Origin of the sequence: Flammeovirga yaeyamensis (assembly GCF_018736045.1) — a bacterium.
Lineage (GTDB): Bacteria > Bacteroidota > Bacteroidia > Cytophagales > Flammeovirgaceae > Flammeovirga > Flammeovirga yaeyamensis.
Genome location: NZ_CP076132.1, coordinates 2,565,914 through 2,587,156 on the forward strand (window position 1 = coordinate 2,565,914; position 21,243 = coordinate 2,587,156).

A 21,243-nucleotide genomic window follows, 5' to 3' on the forward strand; every position below is an offset into this window, starting at 1 on the left:
TTATAGGATGATAATTTGAAATTGGAGTAGGTTAAAAATTCTAGAAGTTAAAAACATTAAGACTTAAAATATTTTATACTTTTTGATGTTGATAATCAGATTGATTGATTTATTATGGATAGGAAAACTAATCTTCTGATTGATACTTGATTTTAAAAATAAAGTGTTGAAAATATTTATTTTCGATTTGCTTTTTTTAATTTGACATTGATTTAATGAACTACATACCTATATATGGGATCTAACTTAGATAAAACACAACAGCAGGGATTTGGTACTGCACCAGTTTTTTTTACTTCAATTAGTACAATATTAGGAGCGATTTTATTTTTAAGATTCGGCTACGCAGTATCTAATTTAGGATTGCTTTCTACTTTTTCAATGGTATTAGTAGGGCACTTGGTCACAATACCGACGGCTATGGCAATTTCAGAAATTGCAACTAACCAAAAAGTACAAGGTGGAGGAGTGTATTATATTATTTCTCGTTCTTTTGGAATTACCATAGGAGGCTCAATTGGTATCTCCTTATATCTTTCTCAAGCAATCAGTACAGCATTTTATATTATAGCTTTCGCAGAAGCTTTCAGACCATTATTTCCTTTATTAGAACAATATGGAATTGTAGATCTTAATTTACGTTGGATCACAATTCCAATGACAATAGGTCTAATTGGTTTGGTTATGTATAAAGGTGCTGATTTAGGAATGAAGACACTATATATAGTTGTAGCTATATTATTCATTTCACTTTTATCCTTCTTTATTGGAACAACAGAGTTTTCTCAAAACTTAGATAAAATAAATTGGAGCGGACATATAGAGGGTGGAGATAACTTCTTTAAGGTACTCGCCATTTGTTTCCCTGCATTTACCGGAATTGCAGCAGGAGTGGGGTTGTCTGGCGATTTGAAATCTCCAGAAAAATCGATTCCAATTGGTACCATGCTGGCAGGTGTTTTTGGAATGGTCATCTATTTATTAGTGGCTTATAAATTATCTGTTTCTGCCTCATTAGAAGATTTAGCTGAGAATACACTAATCATGACAGATATTTCTTTTTGGGGTCCATTAATTCCAATTGGATTAGCTGCAGCAGCATTATCGTCGGCAATTGGTTCAATATTAGTTGCTCCAAGAACTTTACAGGCAATCGCAGAAGATCAGGTACTTCCGAATGGATATGTCAACAAATGGTTGTCGAAAATTCAAAAGGGATCAAACGAGCCGGTAAACTCATCATTAATTACCTCAATTATTACTCTTATTTTTGTATTAATCGGAGATATTGATGTAGTAGCACAAATTATCACTATGTTCTTCATGGTAACGTATGGTGCCATTTGTTTGATTAGTTTTTTAGAACATTTTGCTTCAGATCCAGCTTACCGTCCAGTATTCAAATCAAGACCAATTATTTCTTTGGTGGGTGCTTTAATGTGTGGGTACTTAATGTTTAAGATTTCTGCTACATACACATTTATTGCCTTGATCTTTATGGCATTATTGTATCAAATGGTCCGTCAGTTTACACCGAATAAGGAAGGGTTAAAGGCCATTTTCCAAGGTGTGATTTTCCAATTGAGTAGGCAATTCCAAATTTTCCTTCAGAAAACTGAAAAAGACGATGTCGAAGATCACTGGAGACCGGCTGTAGTTTGTGTGAGTAGAAATACTTTCAAAAGGTTCTCTGCCTTTAACCTTGTGAGATGGATTGCCCATAAATATGGTTTTGCCACTTACATTCACCTTATTGATGGTTACTTATCAAAAGAGACCAATAAAAATGCAGAAAAAGACCTACAACGTCTAATTAAGATTTCTGAAGCATCAAAAAGTAAGGTGTATTTAGATACAATGATTAGTCCTTCGATGACATCAGTAATTGCCCAAGTGATTCAGTTACCTTCAGTAGCAGGTAAGGATAATAACATGTTGATGTTTGAGTTTTCGAAAAAGGATCCTGATGATGGATTAAAACAACTTATCGATAACTTCAAATTGATGTCGGTAACCGGTAATGATATTTGTGTATTAGGTTCAGATGAAAGAAACTTTGGTGTAAAAACTGAAATTCACATATGGTTGACTCCTAAAGATCTAGAAAATGCTAACTTGATGATCTTACTAGGTTTTATTATTATTGGACATCCGGAGTGGAAAAAAGCCAAAATTACGTTGTTGGCATGCTTCCCTGAACCAGAATTAGAAGAAAGAAGATCTCAAATTTTAGATTTGATTAAAACAGGTCGTTTACCAATTTCTAAAAACAATGTTCGACTTCTTACTAGGGCGGATGATATGGATATGAAAACAATGATCAACCAAGAATCTAGAGATGCCGATTTGACTATCATTGGGATTCGACTAGAAGCAGCTAAGAAAATTAATGAACAAGTTTTCTATGGTTATGATGATATTGGTGATGTGTTATTTATCCATACAGCAAAAAGGAAAGATATTTCATAACTTGAAAGTATTTATAGATGTTACCATTAGAAACAGAAAATTTGATAAAAACCAATATTGAGGAACATGGGTTTCATATTGGTATGATAGAAGGGGATAAATATTTACCTTCCTATGCGTTTTCTATTGGTTTATATAAATCTTTTCAACATCCAGAAATTATTGTTTTTGGATTGCCAAATGAGGTGATGCAAAACCTACTGACCAATGTATGTCAAGCAATAAAGGACGGGAGGAAATATGAAGCGAATGTGATAAATACAGAAGTTATCAATAATTTCCCTGTTCAATTTATAGACGTAGATCAAGCGTACTATTCGGATTATTTGGAATACATTTCTTGGTTTTATAATCAAAAGAATGATTTTAAAGCTTATCAAATGGTTTGGACTGATAAAGGAGGATTTTTTCCATGGGAATCATCATTTAATAATCAATGGAAATTCAATCAGCCACTATTAGATAGAAATACAGACTTTAAATTCTATGAAGAAAGGTCTCAATCAGTTTATACAACAAAAAATACGCTTGAAGGCAATCCTATTCTATGGGTATATCATACTCATGAAGGTGATTGGGAATTTCATAGTGAAGAACATCCAGATTTTGATAATGCAAAAGTATTAAGTTTTGATGAAATCATTAAATTAGACCCTAGTCTGAATCAGTTGTTCCAACTAAATTATGGTCAGTCAGCCATAAGAAAATCGGTGGATGACGATTGGGAAATCTCCGATTATGAGGAAGAAGAGTAGAATAACTTGAGTTATTGTCCTAGACTTACCAAAATATTATCTATATTAGATATACAACCAAACTTTTTTATAAACACACATAAATACTATCATGACTTACTATTATCGCCTTGGGAAAATTCCGCCTAAGAGGCACACGCAATTCCGTAACGACTCAGGAGAGTTGTATCATGAGGAATTAGTGAGTTCACTTGGCTTTTCTGGAGTGTACTCCAACATCTATCACAAAAATCCTCCTACAAATGTCAAAAAGGTTGGTCCTTCAACACCTTATTCCTATAAAATACTAAAGGATTATGGTTTAAAAATGACCCACCTTAAAACAAGTGGAATAAATTATACAGGAAATGATTTTCTTGAGAGTCGAGTACCTTTAATGGTGAACTCATCTTGTATAATTTCTATTTGTTATCCAGATCAATTCTCTATGCCTTACATCTTTAAAAATGCTGATGGTGATGAGATGATTTATGTATATGAAGGGCAGGGGAATCTAAACTCTCAATTTGGTAAACTGCCTTTTAAAAAGGGTGACTACATTGTTATACCAAGAACGACAATGTATCAAATAGAAGTGGAAGGAGAGATCAAGCCTAAGTTTTTAATTGTTGAATCAAAAGCACCAATTGAAACAGTTGGAAGATATAGAAATGAATTAGGGCAACTGTTAGAACATTCTCCTTATTGTGAAAGAGATTTACATCCTCCAATAGAAATTAATGATTATTCTGATCATAAAGGTGATGTAGAGATGAAGATTAAAAAGGGAGATGCTTTACATCAATATTTTTATGGATACCATCCATTTGATATTGTTGGTTGGGATGGTTTCTTGTATCCTTACACTTTCTCGATATATGATTTTGAACCAATAACAGGTAGAATTCATCAGCCGCCTCCAGTGCATCAAACATTTCAAGCAAGAGGAGCATTTGTCGTTTGTAGCTTTGTACCGAGATTATTTGATTATCACCCTTTAAGTATCCCGGCACCATACAATCATTCAAACATAGATTCCGATGAAGTATTATTTTATACGGAAGGAGAGTTTATGAGCAGAAAAGGTATAGATACAGGTTCGTTTACTTTGCATCCTGGAGGAATTCCTCATGGACCCCATCCAGGAACAATGGAAAAAAGTATAGGAAAAAAAGAAACAAAAGAATATGCTGTAATGGTAGATACTTTTGCTCCATTGCATCTGACTGAAAATTGCTTGCCTTATTTAGATGAGGAGTATCCTTATTCTTGGCAGTAAAGACATAAAAAAGAGGGATCAAAGTCCCTCTTTTTCATAAAAACCAAATTCATTAATCGTACTCTTCTTCTTTTTTAGAATATTGAGTTATTGCTGAAAGATCATTTTCGTTGATATAATTATATAAACGAGTATAACCAATATTCAACAAACGACTAATTTTTGCGATACTCTTTCCTTCTTCAAGGTATTTGTGAATCAGATCTTTTTTACGTTGAGCAATCTCCTTTCTATGCGATTGACCCATTTTTCTAATTCTATCCAATTGAAGAGGTCTTTGTTCAAGCAAACGTGTAGATTTGTCTGCTTGTGTTTCCCAGAACAAGTTGATTTTATTGAGGTTTTTATAATCCCAGTCTCTATAGGCCAACTTATGTGCTTTGGAAGGTTTTAGTTTGCCCATATCCCGAAGAATAATTTCAGCTATGGCTAAAGATTTCCATTTACCATCTTCATTTACACGAATAAATAAACAAGATCCATTATCAGAGATTCTGTGGTATTTATTCTTGTACATGAAATAGTCGTGCCCATCTTGTGGCTTTTCACTTGTCTTTTTTGATGCTTTGCAGCTCTTTACGAACTTCTCAGAATAGTCAGGAATATATTTTCTTTTAGTTGCAAATCTAGTTTTTAGGGTACACCATTCAAGGTTTTCAACGTTGTTGTTAGATTTATCTCCATCTTTATGGATGACAATTTCGTTTTCCTCTTTGGGTTTATCTAGAAATAGTTCAGCTACTAAACGATGTACATAGTATGATTTCTTTTTATCATTAACCTTACAGTCTATAGATAAATATCCACCACCAATGTCTCGTCCTTTAATTATTTCTCCTTTCTGAGATCGAGCGTATGATTTGACTTTTCCTTGGTTACTGATTTCATATTTTTTATCAGTAAAAGGCAGTTCCATCCAAATTTCTTCTGTCACTTTTTCAGGCGAAGTTTTACTCATAATTAATGTTTTGATAAAGTGGTTAGTAAAATGAAGTTGATATTTTACTAGAGAACGTCATATGATGTTAGTTTTTAGTTTTTATCTACTTCTTTGAATTTGTATGCTAGATAAGATAAGACATCACCGAACGAGTCAAGTATATTTTTGGTCGCATTATCAACTTTTTTTCCTCTAGTTCTAAGTAATAATAAACCAAATATTCCATTAATACAAATTTGAATTGGATTAGTAATCAATCCATCGGCAAATTTTAGATTTTCATCAATGTGAGGAGAAGCTTTTTTGTATACTTTTTGGTATTCTTCGTCTTCACTCAACAATTTGTGGTGTAGGGTCGTAATATTGTCAACTTCATCTTGGGCCCATGAACAATGTCCTTCTTTTGTTACCTCTTCTTTTTTCATAAGTTCAAGAAGGTCTTTGTGCCATTGAATTACTTCATCTCTTTCTTTATCGTTTAATTTAGTAATATGATTTACTACGTATTCTCTGATATCCTCAAAATTAAAATCGAAAGCTCTTAATAATTCCTCTGATTGATATATGTAAATGATGTATTCACAGATATTCTGTTCCTTCTTTTGTTGAGCGATTAGCATTATTTTATTACAAAAAAGTAGTGATATAATATTTTATGCAAATATAAAAAAGGGAATAGAAGTTACATGATCTATTCCCTTTTTATGGTTTATTTTTTTATTATTTTTTCCTTTTCAAGCTAAGTACTTCTTGGTCCAGTCGCCAAATAGCTTCTTGCATGTCGTTTAATCCGTTATTTTGATCACTATCTGGGAAGTCTTTAGAAATATGAGCCACTAATTTCCACATTTCACTAATGTCATGAACTTCTACCTCATAAGGTGAATATCTAAGGTTGGTAGACTTAAGGATATATGTATTATTCTTGTCTACATTATTGTACACCTTTTTCAAAACAAAACCTTCAGAACGGGTAGTAACAATACATACCTGTCCGTCTTTAACATTATTCCAATCATCAATATATTCACCAATGATAATCGTACCTTCTTCAAGTGGAGGCATAGAGTCACCACTTATTTCAAAAGCTCTATACGTCTTTCCTTTCGGTAAGAATGGTAAACTATATTTATCTAATTTACTGATGAAATTAAGATCTGAATATCCTGTTGCATAACCCGCTCTAGCACGTTCAGGAACCATTTCAATATTTTCATCACCGTTATCATTAGTGGTAATGGTTAAAATTCTGAGATTATCTCCTGAAATATGTTCTTTAGAGTTTTCCTTTTTCTCAATCTCTTTAGGATCAAGCTTTGTAAGATCTTCTTTTAATATTTGATCAATAGTAACATTAAAGAAGCTACAAATTTTTTCTAATCGTGTGTAATTGGGTTCTGCTCGGCCATCCTCATAAGATGAAATAGCACTTCTTGATACTTGATCAGTTTCTGTGCTCAACTGATCACCAAGGTCAGTTTGACTTAATTTACCATCTTTTTTTTGTCTGAGGTACCTTAAATTAGCACCAAATAATGAGGCGTTTTTCGACATTTGGTATTTTTTTAACCTACGAATACTTAATTTTTTATCAATTTATGATTTTGAACAATTATTGCCAAATTATTAGACTAAAATTGTACTCTTACCCGGTATATTAACAAATTGTGTCTATTTTTAGCATCAAGATAAAGGGATAAGTCAATTCATTGTTGGATATATACAATTACGAAATACAAATAAGTATTGATTATTGGTGTAAGGTGTTGGTATGTTGAAATATCAAAATATTTTTTATGATTTATAAAATCTTTCTTCTTAAATTGAAAATTATTAGAACAAGCTTTTGAAACTTTAATATAAACTCTAAAAACTATCAATGAGCATCTCTAAGTCGTCATAAATTGTTCTTATAAATTATCAACTAATTAAAATTACTTCATTTTTTATGAAAGGTTTTTTAAAAACTACCCTTGCAGTTATAGTAGGCGTATTTATTTCTTCCGCAATTATTTTCTTGTTTTCAGCAATGATGTTTGGGGCGATTATAGCAGCTTCAAGCAAAAGTGAACCGTCTAAAATTGACCCTAATTCAGTATTAGTTCTCGATATTTCAAAAAGCTTTAAAGAAATCGGTGAAACTGATCCATTCGAAAAATTTAATTCGAGTTATTTTCCATCAAATTCGGCAATAGGAATACATGATTTTGTTGATGTAATCGATAAAGCAGCAAAAGACGACAATATTTCTGGTATCTATTTAAAAGGAGGTACTTTTGGTGGATCAATGCCAATGGCAATTGAAGTTAGAGAAGCATTAGAAGAGTTTAAGTCGAACGATAAATTTGTATGGGCTTATGCGGATGGTATTTCAGAAGCTGGTTATTATGTGATTTCAGAATCAGACAAAATCTTTTTGAATCCTCATGGAGGGTTAGAATTTAATGGTTTGTCGTCTGAAATAATGTACTATAAAAAGTTCTTCGAGAAAATTGGGGTTGAACCTGAAGTATTCAGAGTTGGGAAATATAAATCAGCAGTTGAGCCATTCTTAACTGATAAAATGAGTGATGCTAACAGAGAACAAATCACTTCTTATCTGAATAACTTATATAATCATTATTTGGAAGGTGTTGCAGCTTCTAGAGGTTTAGGACTTGATGAGATTAGAGATATTTCTAACAACATGAAAATCCGTAACGCTAAAGACGCTCTTCATTACAAGTTTGTAGATGAGTTGGTTTACGTAGATCAAGTAAAAGAATATTTAGCTGAAAAGTTTGAATTGGAAAGTTTCTCTGATGTTAATACTGTAGGTTACTCAAAGTATAAGGATGCATTAGATGCTAGACCAAGAAGAAGAGGAGAAGGTAAAATTGCTATTTTATCGGCTGAGGGTGAGATTATCTACGGTAAGAAAGAAAGTGGTCAAACAGCTATTAGCAATAAAGATTTGATCGAGAATATTAATGATTTGGCTGAAGATGATGATGTAAGTGCTGTTGTTTTAAGAGTGAACTCACCTGGAGGAAGTGCATTATCATCGGATCTCATTTGGAGAGCTATCGAAAAATTAAAAGAAAAGAAACCTGTAGTGGCTTCAATGTCAACTTATGCAGCATCAGGTGGATACTATATTTCAGCGGGTTGTGATAAAATTATCGCTTACCCTAACACTATTACAGGTTCTATAGGTATTTTCGGTTTAGCTTTTAATCCATCAGAATTAGTTAATAAGAAATTAGGCTTACAAACTTATGCAGTGTCTACTGGTAAGTTTTCTAACTTTCAGTCTGTTTTGGATGATTTCTCTGAAGAAGATAGACAAATTATTCAAGCAAGTGTAGAAGAAGGGTATGAAACATTTACTTCTAAAGTAGCACAAGGTAGAAAAATGAAAGTCGAAGACATTCTTAAAATCGCACAAGGTCGTGTTTGGACTGGTGAACAAGCAAAAGAAGTGGGTTTAGTAGATGAACTAGGAGGAATTGATAAAGCCATTGAAATGGCTGCTTCATTGGCTGAATTGGAGAATGATGATTATCAAATAGAACATTTCCCTGGTGAAAAAGACTTTTTACAAGAATTCTTGACGAATTTAGATAATTCAGCTAAAGCAAGAGTGAAAACATATATGTATGGAGAGTATGCGACATACATGGATAAAACCTTTAAGTGGATGAATTCTATGAAAGGAGTTCAAGCATCCATACCTTATTATCAAGAGATCGAAGGATTCGAAAGACCATAGATTTATTTGAATATTACAAAAAGCCTCTATCATTTGATGATAGGGGCTTTTTTCATTTTTTTGATATACACAATGATTTTTTGATTATCACTAAACTATCATACCGAAAATTTAGTTATTAATAAGTAACCCGTTAATTGTAACTTTCTAAGAATTTCCTTAATACATTTTACATCTTTTGCCCGGAAAGTTTCAATACATTTTTACAATGTTTATCTTATGTATATTAAGAATACCCAACTACTATCTTATGAAAGCGTTGCCCAAGAATGATCATCTTTCTCGTTTTATAGAAAGATTGTATGAAATAAAAGAGAGTAATAATAATAAAGTAACCCAAGCTGATTTAAAATCCATGGCTTTAGAAATGGGCCTGTCCGATTTGGATTGGATTCGCATGCAAGATCTTTTTTCATCACACTTGGCAAGAGCCATAGGGTACCATAAATATAAAAATTGGGAAGATGCTATTTATGAATTAGATCAAGCACTTAGTATAAACCCCTTTAACGTAAAATGTTTATTCCTCACTGCCTCTTGTTATGCGAATAAATATTATGAGGACGAAAAGAAGGCAGATAGGGAGCAATCCATCAATTTTGCCAACAAAGCATTAGAAATAAATCCATTGGATGAAAAGTCACTTCAGTTATTAAGCTCATTAAAAAAAGAAGCAAGGCAAAGAAAAATCATTGAAAGAGAATCCATTAAAACACTTTTAGTAGCTTGTTCCTTCGGTGCAGTAATTTTCACCTCTTTGGCTTACCTTACACTATTTGATATGGTCCCCACAGTATCTGTGCCGTATACATCTGAAGTAACTCAAAACTACAGTAAAGTAAATCCAGATGTTCAATATTTTAGCCAAAATAATAAGAATGGTCACTTTTTCCATCTCACCAGTAATGTGATAAAGATTTTTGAAAAAAAGACAGCCCTAGAACTTCATGGCAAAATAATGTTTGACAAAAAGACCAATTCTATTGTTAACATCAATTGGAAAGACACAGATGATAATGTGATTCACAATAAAGCAGTCACATCAGATCATTTAATTGACATAAAAGATTTAAATGGGAAATTTAAAATCACAGAAATAATTGATTCTGAAATAGCTAGAGATATTTCGAAAATTGAAATTGTGATGGACTAATTTCTCTGCCTATATACCTTAACCAATAATCAACACGTAAACAGATCAGGTACTAGATGAATTTTAGTACCTGTTTTTTTTTGGATTAATCATATTAACTTAATTTTTGATGATGTTTTTTTCAGAAATATGAATAAATAATAAAATTAACCTTACTTTTGGGGGCATATTCAAGCAGTTGAAATCATATACGCAAAATGGTACTCTTTTTTCGAGGCAATACAGATAACGTATTCGCAGTCCACGCCGGTAAGGCATTATCTCAAGATAACTTAGAAAAACTATCTTGGTTATTCGGAAACGCTCAAATCCTTGAGCAAACTTCACTAGAAGGATGGTTTATTGGTCCACGTAAAGAAATGTTGACTCCTTGGAGTACAAACGCGGTGGAAATTACTCAAAACATGGGTATTGAAGGTTTGATCCGTATTGAAGAATTTCTTCAAGTAGCATCGGAAAAAGCCGCTGAATTCGATCCAATGTTGCAAGCACTTTACGAAGGTTTGGATGGTTCAATTTACACTATTGATGTAAAACCAGAGCCAATTCAGCTTATCGAAGATATTGCAGCTTACAACAAGGAGGAAGGTTTAGCTCTAAGTGAAGAGGAAGTAACTTACTTAAATGAAGTAAGTGAAAAAATGAACAGAAAGCTAACTGACTCAGAAGTATATGGCTTCGCACAAGTGAACTCAGAACACTGTCGCCACAAAATCTTTAATGGTATTTTTGAAATTGATGGAGAAGAGAAACCTACTTCTTTATTCAAGTTAATCAAAAAGACTTCTCAAGAAGCTCCAGATAATTTAGTTTCTGCTTACTCAGATAACGTAGCCTTTATTCAAGGTCCTAAAGCAGAACAGTTTGCTCCTAAAACTCAGGACAAACCAGATTTCTTCGAGACTTCGGAATACGAATCAGTAATTTCATTAAAAGCGGAAACACACAACTTCCCAACAACAGTAGAGCCTTTTAACGGTGCAGCTACTGGTTCTGGCGGTGAAATTCGTGACCGTGTTGCAGGTGGTACAGGTTCTATGCCTTTAGCAGGTACTGCTGTATATATGACTTCATACTCTCGTCTTGAAAAAGATAGAAAGTGGGAAGACGGAATGAAAGAACGTCCTTGGTTATACCAAACACCAATGGAAATCTTGATTAAAGCATCTAATGGAGCATCGGATTTTGGTAACAAATTCGGTATGCCTTTGATCGCTGGATCAGTATTGACTTTCGAGCATGAAGAATCAGACAAGAAACACGGTTTCGATAAAGTGATTATGCTTGCAGGTGGTGTTGGTTATGCTAAAAAAAGAGACGCTCTAAAAAATACACCTGAAAAAGGTGATAAAGTGGTTGTTATGGGTGGTGACAACTATAGAATTGGTATGGGCGGTGGCGCTGTTTCTTCAGTAGCTACTGGTGAATTCTCTAATTCTATTGAGTTGAATGCAATCCAACGTTCCAACCCTGAAATGCAGAAACGTGTGTATAACGCAGTTCGTGCAATGGCAGAGTCTGAAGACAACCCAATTGTTTCAATTCACGATCACGGTGCAGGTGGACACTTGAACTGTCTTTCAGAATTAGTGGAAGAAACAGGTGGTAGAATTGATTTGGATAAACTTCCAGTAGGTGATCCAACTTTATCAGCAAAAGAAATCGTAGGTAACGAATCTCAAGAAAGAATGGGATTAGTTATTAACGAAAAACATATTGATACTTTACAGAAAGTTGCAGAGCGTGAGCGTTCTCCATTCTACGTAGTAGGTGAGACAACAGGCGATATGCAATTTACTTTTAAAGATTCAAAAACAGGAGAAGCACCAATCGATATGCCATTGGACTATATGTTTGGTAGTGCTCCTAAAACAATCTTAAAGGATACGACAATTGATCCTAACTTCTCTCAAGTAGAAACGGATGCAGTGAAGGTTCATGAGTATTTAAATGATGTACTTCAATTAGAAGCGGTAGCATCAAAAGATTGGTTAACAAACAAAGTAGACCGTTCTGTAACTGGACGTGTAGCGAAGCAACAAACGGCTGGTGAATTACAATTGCCATTGAACAACGTTTCAGTAATGGCTTGTGATTACAGAGGTAAAGCGGGTATTGCTACTTCCATTGGACATGCTCCAGTAGCTGCTTTGATCGATCCTGCTGCAGGTTCAAGAAATGCCATCTCAGAAGCATTAACAAACATGGTTTGGGCTCCTCTAGAAGGCGGTTTAAAATCAGTTTCTCTTTCTGCAAACTGGATGTGGCCTTGTAAGAACGAAGGTGAAGATGCTCGTTTATATAGAGCAGTGGAAGCTTGTTCTGATTTTGCTATTCAATTAGGAGTGAATATCCCAACAGGTAAGGATTCACTTTCTATGACTCAAAAATACGGTGATGAGAAAGTATATTCTCCAGGTACAGTAATTATTTCTACTGTTGGTGAAGTATCTGATCTGAAACAAGTTGTTGAGCCAGTAGCAAAAGTAGGTAAGAAATTAATCTATGTAGACTTAGCAAAAGATGGTTATTCTTTAGGTGGATCATCATTAGCTCAAGTATTAAATAAAGTAGGTAAGCGCGTTTCTTCAGTTCAGGATGCAGATTACTTTGCAAAAGGATTTGAAGCAATTCAGACATTAATCAAAGAGGGTAGAATCGTTTCAGGACACGACGTGTCAGCAGGTGGTTTAATCACAGCTTTACTTGAAATGACATTCCCATCTAAGAATGTAGCCTACGATATCGACATTACTGATCTTTCTCAAGAAAGCTTAGTGAATATCTTGTTCTCTGAAACGCCATCAGTAATTTTCCAAGTTGAAGACGAAAGAGCATTCTCTAAATTAGAAGATGCTGGTATCAACTTCAAAGTAATTGGTACTGCTGTTGAAGGTGGAGCCACTAAAGTGAAGTTCCAAGACACTACTTTAGAGTTCAATACAGAAGAACTACGTGATGTATGGACGAAAACATCTTATTTATTAGATAGACAACAATCTGGCGCTGAGAATGCAAAAGAACGTTATGAGTCGTATAAGATCTCTCCTTTACATTACACTTACCCTGAAAACTTTACAGGTCAACTTTCTGCTTATGGAATTGATGCTGATCGTAAAGAAAAATCAGGTATCAAAGCAGCCATCATTCGTGAGAAAGGTGTAAACGGTGATAGAGAAATGGCTTACTCTATGCACTTAGCTGGTTTTGATGTAAAAGATGTTCATATGACTGACCTAATCTCTGGTAGAGAAGATCTTTCAGATGTGAACTTCATTGTATTCGTTGGTGGATTCTCTAACTCAGACGTTTTAGGTTCTGCAAAAGGATGGGCAGGTGCTTTCCTTTACAACGAAAAAGCAAAACAAGCGTTAGACAATTTCTACGCTAGAGAAGATACACTTTCATTAGGTGTTTGTAACGGATGTCAGTTGATGATCGAACTTGGTTTAGTAACTAAAGGACATGATCAAAAACCTAAAATGTTACATAACAACTCTCACAAATTTGAATCAGGTTTCGTGAACATGGAAATCCCTGAGAATAATGCAGTGATGTTGAAATCGTTATCAAATACTCGTTTGGGTGTTTGGGTGGCACACGGTGAAGGTAAATTCGATCTTCCTTACGCAGAAGAGCAATACAATATCGTAGGTAAGTACGGATATGAAACATACCCTGCTAACCCTAACGGTTCTGCTTTCAACACAGCCGCTTTAGCTTCAGAAGATGGTCGTCATTTAGTAATGATGCCTCACTTGGAGCGTGCGATCTTCCCTTGGAACTGGGCACACTACCCAGAAAGAAACGACGAAGTTTCTCCTTGGATCGAAGCATTTGTCAATGCTAAGAACTGGGTTGCTGAGCAAACGAAGTAATCAATAAAAATTGATATATTTAGCCTCCACATTAATTTGTGGAGGCTTTTTTAATTATAAAAACTGATAGAACACATAAAGTATGAAAGGATATAAAACGGTTGATGCCTACATTAATGGATCAGAACAATGGGGTAGTGCTTTAGAGTTTCTCAGAGCCTTACTATTGGATACAGAATTGGAAGAAGGTGTAAAATGGGGAGCTCCAATTTATATGATCAAAGGAAAAAATGTTATCGGAATGGCAGCTTTTAAGCAATATGTTGGATTGTGGTTTCATCATGGAGCATTATTGAAGGACAAACAAAAAGTATTGTACAATGCCCAAGAAGGAAAGACAAAAGGACTAAGACAATGGAGGTTTCAAAGCCTAGAAGAACTAATTGATGCCAAAGAGGTGATCATTGATTATGTAAAAGAAGCAATTGATAATCAGAAAGCAGGAAGAGAGGTGGAAATGAGTAAGAAAACTACCACTGTTGCGTTACCCGAATTATTAATTACTGCATTGACTGAGGATCCTTCATTAAAATCATCATTTGATACATTAACTCCAGGAAAGCGAAAGGAATATGCCGAATATATTGAAACAGCGAAAAGAGAAGCCACTAAATTAAGCCGACTGGAGAAGATTAAACCTATGATAAAAGAAGGTGTAGGTTTAAATGATAAATATAAATAGTGGTTACAATATTTGTTTAAACAAATAAAATACCTACATTTGTTTAAACAACTAAAAACACTATGAAAAAGATACATCAAATAGTAAGTATAGGGGCACAGTGGCCAACATTAGATCCATTTTTATTTACAGCACATCATAAGGAGGTATATCCTAAAGGGAATGACGATATGAGTATATCAGTTTCTCTAGAGGGTAGAAATGTAGGAAGCGATTTTTCAAGTAAAGATGGGTGGAGTATGTATCATGGACGAAAGATTCCTGGTTTTCCGTATCATCCACATAGAGGTTTTGAAACAATTACGGTAGTGGAAGAAGGATTTGCAGATCACTCGGATTCTTTAGGGGCTTATGGCCGTTTTGGAAATGGTGATGTACAATGGATGACTGCAGGAAAAGGTGTACAGCATTCCGAGATGTTCCCATTGTTAGCTACTGATAAGGAAAATCCGTTAGAGTTATTTCAGATTTGGTTAAACCTCCCTGCTAAGAGCAAAATGGTAGCTCCTGATTATAAGATGCTTTGGTCAGAAGATATTCCAATTGTTAAAGAAAACGATGATAAAGTTTCTGTAAAAGTGATTGCAGGACAATACAAAGAAACGATTCCTTTGGGAACAACAAACGACTCTTGGGCAAGTGTTAAGGAGAATAATGTAGGTGTTTGGAAAATTCATTTAGCATCTCATACCACTTATCAATTACCTTCTACAGAGGAAGGAACTAACAGGACTTTGTATTTCTACAGAGGTGAAGAAGTACAAATTGAAGATCAATTGATTACAAAGAATTCTTGTATTCATGTAAGTGAAAATGAGGTAATTACTATAAGTACTAATCAATCGGAAGCGTATATTTTGGTATTACAAGGGAAACCAATAAATGAACCTGTGGCTCAACACGGACCTTTTGTAATGAATACAAAAGAAGAATTACAAGATGCGTTTAGCGATTACCAACGTACAGAATTTGGTGGGTGGCCTTGGGAAGAAAAAGAAAAGGTACATGAGAAGTCAAAAGGACGTTTTGCTGTTTATCCTGACGGAAAATTGGAAGAAAAGAGTAAATAATTGTATTAAAATTTGTCAATAAGACCTAGTTAATTGTTATTTTTGTAGAACATCAAATTTTTTAAGATGAAACTGCAAAATATACTTATAGCAATATTCTTTTGTCTTTTCATATGCTCGTGTGAATTGTCAGATGATTTATCTGATGATGATTTTAGCACGTCAAACCCCAATATCAATGAGTTATTAGTAAATAACAGTAAGATAGATGGTGATGAACGATTAGTTGATCAATCATTAGAAGCATTCAATACAGAAACCTTATTAAGTTCAGCATCAAGACAGCTTTTAACGCCTATGATCGATTTAGTAATTTCTGATGATGGTTTAATCTATATGTATACTTTTAAAGATTACAAAGATCAGTGGGGTAATGAAATTGAAGGCCTTGTAAAAGTAACTTACAATGATTTACAGAATAAAGTAAATCGTATTGTGAATTATGAAGATCTTTATGTAAATGGAAATATATACAATAGTATTAAAATGATTGAAGGTTCTGAGAAGACCTATTTTAACGAAGAAGGAACAAAATATATCATCGAAAGATCGGAAAGAGTGCTCTTAACAAACGGTAGTGTTGATTTTGAGGACGGTAGCAGAATAGATGAACGCGAATCTTTGTGGGGACAAGAATCTCTTTTCGAATATAAGCTACAAGATAGATCTGTTTATTGGCAATGGGAGAGAGCAGGTATTTCTTCTGGAAAAAATAGAGGAGGTTGGACATATGCCAATGAAATAAATACTCCTTTGTTGTTAACTTCTGATTGTGTTCATTCTTTTAATGGAATTCCTACTCAAGGAATCATTGATTTTACATTTACGAATACAGAAGATCAAAATATATTTGCCACTTTGGATTTTGGCGATGGTTGTGACAGAAAAGCTGAATTAAAAATTTCTGGTCAAGATGAGACCTACTCAATATATTTTTAAAAAACTACTGTCTTAAAAATCCAACTTTTCTCGTATCAATAACCCAAAAATTAATTTCAGGGTTTTTGATACGAGTTTTTTTATTCTTTAGCCATATATCTTTCCAGATAATTATTCGGAATCATCTTTAATTTAGATCTGATTTTCTTTCTATATTCTACCAGTTCAGGGAATTGATGAAAAAAGATTACTTTATCTTCCTTTATATTTTTAGGTTCCGAAATATCACATAATACAAAAAAGGTCCAAGATTCAGCAAAATCTTCTTCTGGACTCTCACAAGCATAATCACTTACAAATTCGTTATCGTATTCATAATAGAAATTCTGAAGTTTGCGAACTCTTTTGTTTTCATTTTTAATAGCCGCTATTTTATCCCATTCAAAAAGTATATCATCTCCCCAAAAAGCTTTTATATATTTATCCATATAACTTCCTTTTATAGCATAACCTTCCGAGGTTAAATACCCTTTGCTATCATCTTGATATTCGTCTTCAGTAGGTTGCATTTGAGAAGCATTTAAACTAATAAGGTGACCAAACTCATGAATTAAAGTGTGCTGATAATCCTCTATATAATCTGGATTTTCGTTTTTTAAATCCATATCGGCAATATCAAATTCTATGGTCCATTCTTTATTCGATTCAGATAGGGAGTTAAACCCACCTAGATCGTCCTGAATGCCATCGGTGTAGAGACGAAAGCGAACGACATATTTATTAATCAGTTCATGAGGTAAAACACTCATCAAATAATCCCAGTATTTTTTGCCCTCTTTGTTATTGTATTTATTATTGGTGATTAACCCACCGTTGTTTATGGTCCAAATACCAATAGTTTCTCCCACTTCATCATCAAGTTCTTTTTGGGCTTGAAGAGAAAAGTTAATGGAAAGTAGGAATAATAAAGTGAAGCAGTAAATTTTTTTCATATTGATTGATATTTATGAATCAATAAAAATAAAAAAAGCCTATGGTATAGACCATAGACTTCTTTGTATAATACAATATTTTATTAGTGTAAACTACATCCGCACTTTGGAACTGTAAAATTATTGGTTTGTTCGTGCCATTCGAATTGAGGATTGTATCCTTCCTCTTCCCAATAGAACTTCTTTCTCTCTTTACCGTTTGGTAAGGCTTCGTTCATAGTTTTAGAGTCATAAACAACACCATTAATCATTACTTGATGAATGAATTCGGTATTATGAATATCCTCCAATGGGTTTTTATCTAAGATGATAAGATCGGCAAGTTTTCCTTTTTCTAATGATCCAATATCATCGTCTAGACCTAGGTAGTGAGCACCATTGTATGTCGCTGCTCTAAGTGTTTCCAACTCAGTCATACCACCTTGAGCAAGCATCCATAATTCCCAATGCGCACCAATTCCTTGAATTTGCCCGTGTGCTCCCAAGTTGACTTTTACGCCTTTATCGGTCAACATTTTAGCAGATTCTGATGTGGCGATATGTCCAATTTTATATTCTTCTTCTGGAACCATTGTTCTATGTCTCGAACGACTATCAATAATGGCTCTTGGAGTGAAGTTTAATAAAGTTTCTTTTTCCCAAACATTGGTATGTTGGTACCAATAGTATTCACCATTCACACCACCATAATTCACAATTAAAGTAGGAGTGTAGCCTACATTCGTTTGTGACCATAGTTCTTGCACATCGTTAAATACTGGAGTAACTGGAATATTGTGCTCAATACCTGTATGCCCATCCAAGATCATTGACATATTATGATAGAATGTTGAACCACCTTCCGGTACTACCATAATCTCATTTTCCTCAGCAGCTTTAATGACTTGTTGACGTTGATCTCTTCTTGGTTGGTTGTACGATTTTACTGAGATCGCTCCCCAAGCTTTTGTTCTTCTAATGGCCGATCGAGCATCATCCAAAGAGTTGATATTGGCTTTGAAATCCCCATCTGCACCATAAAGAATAACTCCTGTTGAATAAATACGTGGACCTACCATTGCACCCGTTCTCACCATTTCTGATTGGTTAAAAACCATCTCTGAATTGGCAGAAGGATCGTGAGTAGTCGTGACACCATAAGCAAGGTTGGCATAATAGGGCCAATTTTGTTGAGCAGAAAGTCCCAAGCGGAAAGCACCAAGGTGAGCGTGTGCATCTACAATACCCGGCATGATTGTTTTACCAGTACAGTCGATGACTTCAACATCTTTCCCAACAGTTAGGTTTTTACCGATTTCTACAATTCTATTTTCTTTAATCAAAAGATCTGTGCCTTCCAATACTTCATCGCTTCCATTCACAGTAATTATGCGAGCATTCTTCAATAAAATACTAGTTGATGGTTTATCAGATGATAAGGTTAAACCAATAGTAGTACCTTCTGATAATGGATCGACAGGCTTTTTACCATCCACAAATTCGAATGAATCAGACAGGTTTGTGGTAAAATATTCATCCCCTAAAGACCAATGTAAAGATTGACTATCTGATGACCAATGGATATTATATCCAGCGTCCTGAGCTACTTGGGCTACCGGAATTGCTTTTGTTCCCGAAGAAAGGTTTATGGGTTTACCTGCTAACGGCATTGGAGCAATATATACTTTGAAAAGTTCAGTAAATGCCACCCATTTGTTATCTGGTGAAGGAACGAATTGATTCGTATACTTTGTAGTGAAGTGAGTCTTTAAATCCTGTCCATTCAGATCTACACTTTTAAATGCTTTCTTTAAAGAACCAAAGAAGAACCCACCTGATTGGAAGAAAATGCGATCACCTTTTGTATTAAACTTAGGGAAATCTCCATCCTCACTTACTTTTTTCAAAGAAGCAATATCATCTAATTGAAGGGTATACACTCCAGATTCGCCAGTATAAACGTAACCTTGTTGATTATTACCGCTTTCTTTTACAAAAACAATTGATTTTCCATCAGGAGAAAATTGAGGTCTTCTGTAAATACCTTTTGGTAAATCAATAGCTTCCTCCGTTTTAGATTTTATATTTCTGATGATAATTTTACCTTTCTCTTGATCGTTCCATGTCACATAAATCAATTGCTCACCATTAGGAGAAATGCTTGGTTCGTATTCGAAAGCGTCATTTTGTGATGTTAATCGCTGAGGCTTTCCTTTTGGTAATTTCTTAGAATAAAGGTAGCCAGCCGCATGGAAATAAATTGTTTTTCCATCTTTAGAAGTAGTGACGTTTCTTAGTGCTTTGGCTGTAAATTCTTCTGGTGCAACTTCGTGCTTAAAACGTAAAGCTTCTGTGACTTTTTGTTTGACTTCTGCTTCGAAAGGAATGATTTCACCTTGGCCAGTAGTGGTATCTACTTTCCAGATTTTACCTCCTTTACCCCAAATAATAATGTATTTGTCATCAGGAGTCCAAGCATATTTAGGTGATGGTCCAAAAATAGCCCATGCTTCTTGTTGATCTTTTTCCAATTGATCGAACAATGGCTTTTGTGCTCTTGTTTCAAAATCGTGGATATACAAAACAGATTTTGTTCTTACTCTTCTGATAAAAGATAGTTTCTTGCCATCATGAGATACCTTAGGACCGATAGCTCCACCTGGACCGCTGACCACTGTATTTGTTTCACCATTCTCTCTGTTATACGATTTGATAACGTATATCTGATTGTTTGGATCTTTATTGTATTGGAAGAACCCTCCAGGATACATGTCTTCTACATAATAAAGAATTTTACCATCAGGAGATAACTCTGGTTGGTTGATATCTTGTTGTTCATTTTTGCGAGCAACCAATTCAATTCCTTCTCCACCAGAAATATGATACATATGCATAGCACCTGCACCTAATGAACGTGTAAAAGTGAAATGCTTTCTAGCGATAATGTATTGGCTGTCTTCCGTCCACGTTGGATTATTCAATAAACGGAAAGTTTCTTTAGTAATTTGTTTGGCTTCAGAACCGTCGGGGCTCATTACCCAAATATTATCTCCACCACCTGCATCAGAAGTGAAGGCAATTTTTTTACCATCGGGAGAGAATTTTGGCTGAACTTCCCAAGCCATACCTGAACGAATCAGTTTTGCTTTACCTCCTGAAATTGGCATAGTGTAAATATCGCCAAGGAGATCGAATACAATAGTTTTTCCATCAGGGCTAACATCAAGATTTAACCAAGTTCCTTCGTCGGTTGTAAAGTTAATCTCTTTGGTATCTCTTTGAGGTTGATTGACATCCCATTTGTCTTCTTTATCTTGTCCTTGAACCAAAGAAAAGATAAACAGACTCCATAGGGTGAAGATAAAAGTATGTTTTTTAATCATGTTAGAAGTATTAAAATTGAATTGTGGTGAATTTCTATACTTCTTATTGGGTAT

Annotated in this window: 14 protein-coding genes; 9 read left to right on the top strand and 5 right to left on the bottom strand. The window is 34.4% G+C overall.

Annotation, left to right across the window (positions count from 1 at the left end):
* Positions 1-234: 234 nt before the first annotated feature.
* The 3 genes from KMW28_RS10050 (at position 235) to KMW28_RS10060 (ending at position 4,482) form a co-directional block, all read left to right on the top strand.
* Complete coding sequence (locus KMW28_RS10050; RefSeq protein ID WP_066207725.1) at positions 235-2,469, top strand: APC family permease; 2,235 nt, start codon at positions 235-237, stop codon at positions 2,467-2,469.
* Positions 2,470-2,486: 17 nt separating this feature from the next.
* Complete coding sequence (locus KMW28_RS10055; RefSeq protein ID WP_169665279.1) at positions 2,487-3,224, top strand: DUF4262 domain-containing protein; 738 nt, start codon at positions 2,487-2,489, stop codon at positions 3,222-3,224.
* A 91-nt stretch (positions 3,225-3,315) separates the two neighbouring features.
* A complete protein-coding gene (locus tag KMW28_RS10060; RefSeq protein WP_169665278.1) occupies positions 3,316-4,482 on the top strand; it encodes a homogentisate 1,2-dioxygenase in 1,167 nt (388 codons plus the stop codon).
* 52 nt (positions 4,483-4,534) lie between these two features.
* Here KMW28_RS10060 and KMW28_RS10065 read toward each other — a convergent pair whose 3' ends face one another.
* The 3 genes from KMW28_RS10065 to KMW28_RS10075 form a co-directional block, all read right to left on the bottom strand.
* A complete protein-coding gene (locus KMW28_RS10065) occupies positions 4,535-5,440 on the bottom strand; it encodes an NUMOD4 motif-containing HNH endonuclease (protein ID WP_066207718.1) in 906 nt (301 codons plus the stop codon).
* 74 nt (positions 5,441-5,514) lie between these two features.
* Positions 5,515-6,042, bottom strand: coding sequence for a DUF4924 family protein (locus tag KMW28_RS10070; RefSeq protein WP_066207716.1), 528 nt, complete (start codon positions 6,040-6,042; stop codon positions 5,515-5,517).
* A 100-nt stretch (positions 6,043-6,142) separates the two neighbouring features.
* Positions 6,143-6,976 (bottom strand): XRE family transcriptional regulator, encoded by an 834-nt coding sequence (locus KMW28_RS10075; protein ID WP_066207714.1) that lies wholly within the window; start codon positions 6,974-6,976, stop codon positions 6,143-6,145.
* Between the two features lie 394 nt (positions 6,977-7,370).
* Here KMW28_RS10075 and sppA point away from each other — a divergent pair, with 394 nt between their 5' ends.
* The 6 genes from sppA (at position 7,371) to KMW28_RS10105 (ending at position 16,895) form a co-directional block, all read left to right on the top strand.
* Positions 7,371-9,173, top strand: a complete 1,803-nt coding sequence (gene sppA / locus KMW28_RS10080; RefSeq protein ID WP_169665277.1) for a signal peptide peptidase SppA — start codon at positions 7,371-7,373, stop codon at positions 9,171-9,173.
* Between the two features lie 250 nt (positions 9,174-9,423).
* A complete protein-coding gene (locus tag KMW28_RS10085; protein WP_169665276.1) occupies positions 9,424-10,326 on the top strand; it encodes a hypothetical protein in 903 nt (300 codons plus the stop codon).
* Positions 10,327-10,523: 197 nt separating this feature from the next.
* Positions 10,524-14,204, top strand: a complete 3,681-nt coding sequence (purL, locus tag KMW28_RS10090; protein WP_169665275.1) for a phosphoribosylformylglycinamidine synthase — start codon at positions 10,524-10,526, stop codon at positions 14,202-14,204.
* A gap of 82 nt (positions 14,205-14,286) precedes the next feature.
* Positions 14,287-14,886: a YdeI/OmpD-associated family protein gene (locus tag KMW28_RS10095; protein WP_169665274.1), complete on the top strand. Its 600-nt coding sequence runs from the start codon at positions 14,287-14,289 to the stop codon at positions 14,884-14,886.
* A gap of 62 nt (positions 14,887-14,948) precedes the next feature.
* On the top strand, positions 14,949-15,956 hold the full coding sequence (locus tag KMW28_RS10100; protein WP_169665273.1) for a pirin family protein: 1,008 nt from the start codon (positions 14,949-14,951) through the stop codon (positions 15,954-15,956).
* Positions 15,957-16,022: 66 nt separating this feature from the next.
* Entirely contained in the window at positions 16,023-16,895 is an 873-nt protein-coding gene (locus KMW28_RS10105; protein ID WP_215585829.1) for a hypothetical protein, read from the top strand.
* Between the two features lie 80 nt (positions 16,896-16,975).
* Here the strand turns inward: KMW28_RS10105 and KMW28_RS10110 are convergent, their stop codons facing one another.
* Together KMW28_RS10110 and KMW28_RS10115 are read right to left on the bottom strand one after the other, a co-directional pair.
* Positions 16,976-17,827, bottom strand: coding sequence for a putative zinc-binding metallopeptidase (locus tag KMW28_RS10110; protein ID WP_169665271.1), 852 nt, complete (start codon positions 17,825-17,827; stop codon positions 16,976-16,978).
* 83 nt (positions 17,828-17,910) lie between these two features.
* Complete coding sequence (locus tag KMW28_RS10115; RefSeq protein WP_169665270.1) at positions 17,911-21,189, bottom strand: amidohydrolase family protein; 3,279 nt, start codon at positions 21,187-21,189, stop codon at positions 17,911-17,913.
* Positions 21,190-21,243: the final 54 nt, after the last annotated feature.

Excerpts from the sequence above, each read along its gene's own strand:
- KMW28_RS10110 (WP_169665271.1), bottom strand. The coding sequence starts at position 17,827 with ATGAAAAAAATTTACTGCTTCACTTTATTATTCCTACTTTCCATTAAC.
- KMW28_RS10050 (WP_066207725.1), top strand. The coding sequence starts at position 235 with ATGGGATCTAACTTAGATAAAACACAACAGCAGGGATTTGGTACTGCA.
- purL (WP_169665275.1), top strand. The coding sequence starts at position 10,524 with ATGGTACTCTTTTTTCGAGGCAATACAGATAACGTATTCGCAGTCCAC.
- KMW28_RS10075 (WP_066207714.1), bottom strand. The coding sequence starts at position 6,976 with ATGTCGAAAAACGCCTCATTATTTGGTGCTAATTTAAGGTACCTCAGA.
- KMW28_RS10065 (WP_066207718.1), bottom strand. The coding sequence starts at position 5,440 with ATGAGTAAAACTTCGCCTGAAAAAGTGACAGAAGAAATTTGGATGGAA.
- sppA (WP_169665277.1), top strand. The coding sequence starts at position 7,371 with ATGAAAGGTTTTTTAAAAACTACCCTTGCAGTTATAGTAGGCGTATTT.
- KMW28_RS10095 (WP_169665274.1), top strand. The coding sequence starts at position 14,287 with ATGAAAGGATATAAAACGGTTGATGCCTACATTAATGGATCAGAACAA.
- KMW28_RS10070 (WP_066207716.1), bottom strand. The coding sequence starts at position 6,042 with ATGCTAATCGCTCAACAAAAGAAGGAACAGAATATCTGTGAATACATC.
- KMW28_RS10085 (WP_169665276.1), top strand. The coding sequence starts at position 9,424 with ATGAAAGCGTTGCCCAAGAATGATCATCTTTCTCGTTTTATAGAAAGA.
- KMW28_RS10115 (WP_169665270.1), bottom strand. The coding sequence starts at position 21,189 with ATGATTAAAAAACATACTTTTATCTTCACCCTATGGAGTCTGTTTATC.
- KMW28_RS10105 (WP_215585829.1), top strand. The coding sequence starts at position 16,023 with ATGAAACTGCAAAATATACTTATAGCAATATTCTTTTGTCTTTTCATA.
- KMW28_RS10100 (WP_169665273.1), top strand. The coding sequence starts at position 14,949 with ATGAAAAAGATACATCAAATAGTAAGTATAGGGGCACAGTGGCCAACA.
- KMW28_RS10055 (WP_169665279.1), top strand. The coding sequence starts at position 2,487 with ATGTTACCATTAGAAACAGAAAATTTGATAAAAACCAATATTGAGGAA.
- KMW28_RS10060 (WP_169665278.1), top strand. The coding sequence starts at position 3,316 with ATGACTTACTATTATCGCCTTGGGAAAATTCCGCCTAAGAGGCACACG.